A 7,165-nucleotide genomic window follows, 5' to 3' on the forward strand; every position below is an offset into this window, starting at 1 on the left:
CACCCCGACCGGCGTGTCCAGCCGCACCGTGCCGGGCTGGATGCGACCGAGATGGGCCAAGGTCACCATCAGGCCGATAGTGCCGTGGCCGCACATGCCCAGGGTGCCGACGTTGTTGAAGAAAATCACCCCGGCGGCGCAGCCCGGCTGGCTGGGCTCGCATAGCAAGGCGCCCACCACCGGATCGGCGCCGCGCGGCTCGTTGACGATGGCGGAGCGAAAATGATCGAAATCCGCCGTAAAGCCCGCACATTGTTCGGCTAGCGAGCCGCCGCCCAGCACCGGGCCGCCGGCAATCACCACGCGGGTAGGCTCGCCGCCAGTGTGGGAGTCGATAATGCGGATACGGTGGGCAATGGTCATGGCTGGTGGCAAGTCGCGATCTTCGCTATGCAGAAGGGGCTTGCGTCGCTGTTTCGAATGCCGCCATGCTAAGTTTTCCGGTTGGTGCAATCTTGTGCGATTGGCGCGCCAAACCGGCGAATTTCGGCAAAACCGCCTGAAGGAGGTAGCGATGGATACCGAAACCCGCGCCTGGCGCGATGATTTTGTGGCGCAACTGGCCCAGCCCCTGTTTGCCGAAGCGCTGTTCGACCGCATGCCGGATATGGTGTTTTCGGTAAAAGACCGCAGTGGCCGCTATGTGTGCATGAGCGAGGCCTGTGCCGATCGATGTGGCCTCGCCAGCAAGCGCGACGCCATCGGCCGCACTGCCCATGAGCTTTTCCCGCGCCACATGGCCGATCGCTATGTGGAACAGGACGATTGGCTGTTCAGTACCGGCCAGCCGGTGCTGGACAATCTCGACCTCACCCTGTTCAACAACCGTGAGGCTGGCTGGTGCATCAGCAACAAGACGCCGCTGTTCAACGCCAGTGGCAAGGTCATCGGTCTCGCTTGCCTGTCCCGCGATCTGATCGAACCGAGCCGCGCCGGCATCGTCGATGAGCGGATGGCGGCCGTGGTCGACCATATGCTGGCCCACTATGCCGAACCGCTGAGGGTGGAGGCGCTGGCCGAGCAGGCCGGCGTGTCGGCCGCCCAGTTCGAGCGACGCATGAAAAAGATTTTCCAGCTCAGCGCCGGCCAGTTCATCACCAAGGCGCGCATCGATGCGGCCGCCCGGCTGCTGGCCAGCACTGATCAAGCGATTTCGGCCATTGCCCTGGCTAGCGGCTTTTGCGACCAGAGCGCGCTATCGAAACAGTTTCGCCAGTTGACCGGCATGACGCCAAGGGAATATCGACTGTGGTTGGGGTAAGCCAGAGGGAGCTTGCCGCACCTGGCTGCGGCTGTGCTCCTGCCAAGCGCTGTGGCTAGTTGCGGTTGTTTGATCACGACGGCTGATTCAGCCATGGTGCATGGCAGTGGATCGATCGCTTCCGCCTGTATTTTCAAGCGAGCGTTTTGCTTACGAAAAATTTGCCTGAGCCACCTGAATCGTTACGCGAATAATGATGCCGGCACCACCTGCCTGAATCCTGCCGGTATTGCCGGCTGGCGCTGGGCGATCCTGGAAGAATTGCGGCACAGTGATGATGGCCAAAGCAGTCATGACCAAGGCGCAGACGATGAAAGTCGACAGACGAAGAGGGCACATGCATTGCATCAGGTGTTTCCTCACAAGGACATCAGGGTGCAAAGTCCATTTTTCCAACGCTTGTCATCCGGAGGCGTCAGGTAGGGCGATTTGATCGGCTCACCTGCGGTGCGTACGGACGCCATGAATCATGTTGTTTGACAGACCGATCAGGGTTGGCTTGCCGGGCGTCTTCCCGATCGCTTGCCTGACGGGGCAGTGCAAATCCACATTGCGCTCGGGAGGCTCTGAACGAATCAAGTGTTCAACTGGTGTCGCCGATACCGTGAGCCCGGAGCTTGGCCAGAAACGGGTAAGCGCTTGATTCCTTGTGGCGCTATTGCTCCCCTCCGCCTCGGGCGAGCGGCGCTGTTCGCGCGTGAGTGGATTTGCTCGGAGCGTCCCTTGAAAAAAATATTATCAATAATTAATCTGCGAATTCAGCGCATCTATTAGGTGCAAATGCCTATCTGCAGAGAAAAACGTGGCCATTGACAAGATTGACAGGGAAATTCTCGAAATCCTGCGGGTGAATGCACGCGCAACATTCAAAGAGCTGGGTGAGCGCGTTTGCTTGAGTGCCAATGCGGTCGCCGAGCGAGTACGGCATTTGCAAGAAGCGGGGGTGATCCTGGGCTATCACGCCAGGGTGAATTTGTCGTTGCTAGAGCTGCCGCTGCAAGCCTGCATTGATATCAAACTGAGCCCGGGAACCAGTGCGGCGAGTTTTGAGGCGGGTTTGCATGGCATCGCCGGAATTCTGGAAGCGACCTTGATGACCGGCTCGTTTGACTATGTGCTCAGGGTTGCGTGCCGGAATCAGGAGGCGCTGGTAAACCTCACCGAGCGTTTGCGGGCCAATGGCGCGGTGCAGGAGACCTATACCCGGATGCTGCTCCGTTCCGTGTGTGTGAATACGCGGCTTGAGTAAAGGCGCTTGGGTGCTGTCGGGTTGCAGTCTGGACCGCTGTCCTGGCAAGATTTCAGCGGACCGGCCAACTGGAAAGCTGGCCGGCATGTATTCCAGACGACCTGATATCAGCGTTGCGACGTGTATTCCCTTACGTCTTCGCCTTTTTCGACTTTGGCGAGCAGTTTGGATAGTGCATCGCTGGCTTCGCTGTCTTTTGCAGCCGGGATGACGATCTTGCGCAGGGCGTCGGCATAGGCCCATTGCAGCGCCTGGCTGGCCGGCATGGCCACATCAGGTTTCACGCCCACATGCTCCCAATTGCTATGTGTTATCGGATTGATGGCGCGCCCGGTAGGCACAAAGGCAATAAGCCCATGGCTGAGTGGCACGATTTCGCCGGGGTTGGCGCCGCCCCCGGTTGTTTCGCCGACCACGGTCGCACGCTTTTGTGTCTGGAAGTCGTAAGCACACTCCTCGGCTCCCGAGAAGGTTCGGTTTGACGTCAACACGTAGACCGGCTTGGTGTATCGCACGCTTACCGACGGCACTGTCCAGTATTCGCGGGTCGCATTTTTTGTACGGGAGTAGATATTGTTCAAGTGGCGCTCATCACCATGCGCAAAAAAGTGGCTGAGCAAATAGGCAACGCTGGATGGCGAGCCGCCACCATTGCGGCGCAGGTCAAGAATCAGCGCATCGGTGCCCGATAGTATCGACATGGCGGCGGTATAGGCTTGCGCGACAAACTCGGTGCGCTCAAACCCGCGCAGATCAAGGTAGCCTACATTGCCTGGGAGTCGTTCCACGCGCGCAAGGCCGAAGGCCATTTTCCTGACCTCTTCGCGCTCCTCGGCCTCTTGTTGAGGCGTTGGCGGTGCATCCCCTTCCGCTTGCACCTGATAGTCCGGATCGAACATGACCCGGAAATGCTTGTCTGCCCCCAGTTCTTGCAGATCACGGGTTAACAGCTCGGCAAAAGCATGGACGGTGCTGGCAAGGGCATATCCGCCTTTGCCGGCCTTGTCGGCAAGCCCGGTGGCGACGCGCTCCGCCACGTCAGGGAAGACATATTTGGCTTTGATCTGGGTACCTAGAGCCTTGAGTACCGCGTCTCGATCGCCAGCCGATATGGATGGTTTTGCCTCTGCTGCCTGCGCGGGAGCAGCCAGCAGCAAGCAGGCGGCCAGCAATGCAGATACATACGCATATTTGCTCATTCATTTGTCCTTTTGCGGGAAATCTGTGGTTCTTTTCCAGTGATGTCCGTCACTACCAATCAGTACTGCCGGACGAAAAGATATCAAAAGCGCGGCAGCGGTTTTTGCAGATTTGCGATGATGATTCATGAATTTTCTTTGGATTACGCGGCGATTTCCCGCAGCGCAGGAGAAATGTTCGGCACCATCGGGAATAAGAGGCGTGGTCGTTGAGGCGGCTGCCAGGGGCATGCATCGCTGGTGCATGCGACCTTGCCCGGGTTTGCAATTGGTAATCTGAACGCTGGCGAACTCTCAGCTACTAGCTAATATGCAGAATTGTTGCCAAAACACTCTATCGACCTGCTTCTTCTTACAAGGACATACACGATGACCAACCCCTACCAGACTCCCGCGGCCAATATGAAGGGCTATCCCGAAGGCGAAAACAATTCTGGTGGCGGCAAGGGGACTGTGCCGCCGCCCGGCGTGGCCGGCTGGGGCTGGGGGCCATTCCTGTGGAACTGGATCTGGGCGATCGGCAACAAGACCTGGATCGGCTTGCTGTGTCTGATTCCCTATGTCGGCTTTGTGGTCAGCATTTACCTGGGCATCAAGGGCCGTGAGCTGGCCTGGCAGAACAAGCGCTGGGACAGCGTCGAGCATTTCAATCGCGTGCAGCGCAAATGGACGATCTGGTGGTTGATTATCTTTGTGGGGATTGCGGGCATCGGGATATTGGCTGCCATCGCCATCCCACAATATGCCGAGTACGCGCGCCGAGCTCACGGCGGCTAAACACTTCAACCGAGATGTGATTCCGAGTTACCAATGCCGCCCCAATGCACGATGGGGCAGCATGGTTATGGTTGCCAGGTCAGAGCAACAGTCTTTCAACGGCGCTTAGTGGGCAGCCTTGCTTGCCATGGCTTCACCCATCCTTACCTTGCCGCCAGCTTGCCAAGCCGGGTTGAACTGCATGCCGCAAGGCGGGAACAGCAAGACCACAGTGGAGCCAAGCAGGAAGCGCCCCATCTCTTCGCCTCGGCGCAGCAAAGTCGCTTCCGGGTAGGTCCATTCGCGAATGGTGTGGCTGCGCGGTGGATTGACCACGCCATGCCAGACGGTGGCCATGCTGCCGACAATGGTGGCGCCCACCAGCACCATGGCAAACGGGCCATCATCGCCATCAAACAGGCACACCAGCCGCTCGTTGCGGGCAAACAGACCGGGAACGCCCTGGGCGGTGGCCGGGTTGACCGAGAACAGATCGCCCGGGATATAAATCATCCGGCTCAGCCGGCCATCACAGGGCATATGGATGCGGTGATAGTCGCGCGGGCTCAAATAGATATTGGCAAAGTGCCCATGGTCGAATTGCTGGGCCAGTGCGGCATCGCCGCCCAATAGCGCCGTCGGGGTGAAATGGTGGCCTTTGGCCTGGAAGATCTGGCCGTTTTCTATGGCGCCAAACTGGCTGATCGCGCCATCTACCGGGCAAAGCCACGGCGCATCGGCCAAGGGGCGCGCGCCGGGGCGTAGGGCGCGGGTGAAGAACTCGTTGAAGCTGGCGTATTTGCTGATATCCGGTTCGGCCGCTTCTTGCATGTCGACCGAAAAATGGCGGATATAGCGGTGGATAAATGCCTGGGTCAGCGCATCGTTCGGGCGGCCGGCCAGGCCACCGGCAAGCCGGGTCATCGCTTTTTTGGGTAGCAGGTATTGCAGGGCAACAAACAAGCGATCTGACACGGCGACCTCGCATTTTGAATAAGCGGCAGAGTGTAGCGTATCGGGCTGCTACCTGCGTATGACGGCCTGCGCGAGCGTGGCGTATCCGCTCGCGCACCATGCTGCGCCTTGACAGGATTTGCCGGCGGGCGATAGTCTGCGGCCATGTATTTGTCCGCACGCCACATCCCCTCGCTACTAAAGCTAAGCACGATCGACCGATCCGGGCCGCTGCTTGGGCGCGTGCATTAGCGCCATACCAGATACACAGCAGATTTCATCCGCCGCCCGGTTTAACCACCGGGCGGTTTTTTTTCACCGTTTCACCAGGAGCTGAGCCATGTTTCGCATCGTGCCTGTTTCACCTGTCCACATTCCGGGCCTGTGTCTCGCCTATCGACTAGGCACGGAACGCCAGCGCGCACTGGCACACTCGCCAAGCGCGCTGACTCGCACGGTGCTGGAAGAGATCGCGGCCGGCAATCATCGCTATGTGGCGGTAGCGGCAAATCAGGTGGTTGGCTGGTGCGGCGCCTGGCCCGGCGAGCAGGGCTGGCGGCTGGATATCGGTGTATTGCCGGGTGCAGGTGCCGAAACCGCTGCCCGGCAACTGTTGCAAACGGTAGTCAGCGCGCTGGGCGATCAACTTGAGTGCGCCGCTGCGCTTGAGTTGGCGGACGATGCAGCGCAAGCTTGCGGTTTGTCGGCCAGCGCCCTTGCCGATCTTCCCGGCGTACGCCTGGGCCCATCCTCGACAACCATTCCAAATCAACAATATGCCGGCGCCCATGCCGGCCCTACCCATGCCCAACACGGAGATGCATCATGAGCGACAGGCTCTTTATTTTTGATACCACCTTGCGCGATGGCGAGCAAAGCCCTGGCGCCTCGATGACCAAGGAAGAGAAGATCCGCATTGCCCGCCAGCTGGAGCGACTCGGGGTCGATATCATCGAGGCGGGCTTCGCTGCGGCCAGCCCGGGCGATGCCGATGCGATCCGTGCCATTGCTGAAGTAGTGCAAGAGTCCACCATCTGCTCGCTGGCGCGTGCCAATGAGCGCGATGTGCGCACTGCCGGTGAGGCGATCAAGCCGGCGCGCTCCGGCCGTATCCATACCTTTATTGCCACCAGCCCGATCCATATGGAAAAGAAGCTGCGCATGCACCCCGACCAGGTGGTGGAAGCGGCGGTGGCGGCAGTGAAGATGGCGCTGGAATACACCGACGATGTGGAGTTTTCTGCCGAAGACGCGGTGCGCTCGGAAATGGACTTTCTGGTGCGTATCTTCGATGCGGTGATCCAGGCTGGCGCCAAGACCATCAATGTGCCCGACACGGTCGGCTACAGCATTCCGGCCCTGTGGGGCGAACATATGCGCCAGCTGATCGCCCGCGTGCCCAATTCAGACAAGGTGATCTGGTCTACCCACTGCCATAACGACCTTGGCATGGCGGTAGCCAACTCGCTGGCAGCGGTGCAGGGCGGGGCGCGCCAGGTGGAATGCACCATCAATGGCCTGGGCGAGCGCGCCGGCAATGCCTCGCTGGAAGAAGTGGTAATGGCCTTGCGTACCCGCCGCGATGTATTCGGCCTTGATACCCGCATCGATACTACCCAGCTGGTACCGACCTCCAAGCTGGTGTCGGCCGTTACCGGCTATGTGGTGCAGCCCAATAAGGCGGTGGTGGGCGCCAATGCCTTCTCGCACGAGTCGGGCATCCATCAGGATGGCGTGCTCTAGCAT

9 protein-coding genes and 1 pseudogene are annotated in these 7,165 nt (G+C 59.6%); 5 read left to right on the forward strand and 5 right to left on the reverse strand.

The window, feature by feature from the left end:
* On the reverse strand, nucleotides 1-363 hold a 363-nt coding region (locus tag ACE3OH_RS17040; protein WP_374355762.1), incomplete at its 3' end, for a proline racemase family protein.
* Between the two features lie 151 nt (nucleotides 364-514).
* Here ACE3OH_RS17040 and ACE3OH_RS17045 point away from each other — a divergent pair.
* Nucleotides 515-1,261 carry a helix-turn-helix domain-containing protein gene (locus ACE3OH_RS17045; RefSeq protein ID WP_374355765.1) on the forward strand — a complete coding sequence of 249 codons (747 nt, stop codon included), beginning with the start codon at nucleotides 515-517 and terminating at the stop codon, nucleotides 1,259-1,261.
* Between the two features lie 150 nt (nucleotides 1,262-1,411).
* Here ACE3OH_RS17045 and ACE3OH_RS17050 read toward each other — a convergent pair whose 3' ends face one another.
* Nucleotides 1,412-1,657, reverse strand: a complete 246-nt coding sequence (locus tag ACE3OH_RS17050; RefSeq protein WP_374355768.1) for a hypothetical protein — start codon at nucleotides 1,655-1,657, stop codon at nucleotides 1,412-1,414.
* A gap of 406 nt (nucleotides 1,658-2,063) precedes the next feature.
* Here ACE3OH_RS17050 and ACE3OH_RS17055 point away from each other — a divergent pair, with 406 nt between their 5' ends.
* Nucleotides 2,064-2,510, forward strand: a complete 447-nt coding sequence (locus ACE3OH_RS17055; RefSeq protein WP_374355771.1) for an Lrp/AsnC family transcriptional regulator — start codon at nucleotides 2,064-2,066, stop codon at nucleotides 2,508-2,510.
* A gap of 107 nt (nucleotides 2,511-2,617) precedes the next feature.
* On the opposite strand, the gene ACE3OH_RS17060 is transcribed toward ACE3OH_RS17055, so the two are convergent.
* Both ACE3OH_RS17060 and ACE3OH_RS17065 read right to left on the reverse strand, forming a co-directional pair.
* On the reverse strand, nucleotides 2,618-3,709 hold the full coding sequence (locus tag ACE3OH_RS17060) for a S41 family peptidase (protein WP_374355774.1): 1,092 nt from the start codon (nucleotides 3,707-3,709) through the stop codon (nucleotides 2,618-2,620).
* Complete coding sequence (locus ACE3OH_RS17065) at nucleotides 3,710-3,940, reverse strand: hypothetical protein (RefSeq protein ID WP_374355777.1); 231 nt, start codon at nucleotides 3,938-3,940, stop codon at nucleotides 3,710-3,712.
* Nucleotides 3,941-4,078: 138 nt separating this feature from the next.
* Here ACE3OH_RS17065 and ACE3OH_RS17070 point away from each other — a divergent pair, with 138 nt between their 5' ends.
* Nucleotides 4,079-4,486 carry a hypothetical protein gene (locus ACE3OH_RS17070; RefSeq protein ID WP_374355780.1) on the forward strand — a complete coding sequence of 136 codons (408 nt, stop codon included), beginning with the start codon at nucleotides 4,079-4,081 and terminating at the stop codon, nucleotides 4,484-4,486.
* 105 nt (nucleotides 4,487-4,591) lie between these two features.
* Here ACE3OH_RS17070 and asd read toward each other — a convergent pair whose 3' ends face one another.
* Complete coding sequence (asd, locus tag ACE3OH_RS17075) at nucleotides 4,592-5,440, reverse strand: archaetidylserine decarboxylase (protein ID WP_374355783.1); 849 nt, start codon at nucleotides 5,438-5,440, stop codon at nucleotides 4,592-4,594.
* A gap of 319 nt (nucleotides 5,441-5,759) precedes the next feature.
* Here asd and ACE3OH_RS17080 point away from each other — a divergent pair, with 319 nt between their 5' ends.
* Nucleotides 5,760-6,248, forward strand: a complete 489-nt coding sequence (locus ACE3OH_RS17080) for a hypothetical protein (protein WP_374355786.1) — start codon at nucleotides 5,760-5,762, stop codon at nucleotides 6,246-6,248.
* A pseudogene (locus ACE3OH_RS17085) lies at nucleotides 6,245-7,159 on the forward strand (2-isopropylmalate synthase); the annotation flags it as partial. The gene ACE3OH_RS17080 and the pseudogene ACE3OH_RS17085, both read left to right, overlap by 4 nt.
* Between the last annotated feature and the right edge of the window lie 6 nt (nucleotides 7,160-7,165).

Source organism: Chitinimonas sp. (assembly GCF_041904975.1).
In the GTDB taxonomy this organism is placed as follows: Bacteria; Pseudomonadota; Gammaproteobacteria; order Burkholderiales; family Chitinimonadaceae; genus Chitinimonas.

Coding starts and splice junctions, on each gene's coding strand:
- ACE3OH_RS17045 (WP_374355765.1), top strand. CDS start 515: ATGGATACCGAAACCCGCGCCTGGCGCGATGATTTTGTGGCGCAACTG.
- ACE3OH_RS17060 (WP_374355774.1), bottom strand. CDS start 3,709: ATGAGCAAATATGCGTATGTATCTGCATTGCTGGCCGCCTGCTTGCTG.
- ACE3OH_RS17065 (WP_374355777.1), bottom strand. CDS start 3,940: ATGCCCCTGGCAGCCGCCTCAACGACCACGCCTCTTATTCCCGATGGT.
- ACE3OH_RS17070 (WP_374355780.1), top strand. CDS start 4,079: ATGACCAACCCCTACCAGACTCCCGCGGCCAATATGAAGGGCTATCCC.
- ACE3OH_RS17080 (WP_374355786.1), top strand. CDS start 5,760: ATGTTTCGCATCGTGCCTGTTTCACCTGTCCACATTCCGGGCCTGTGT.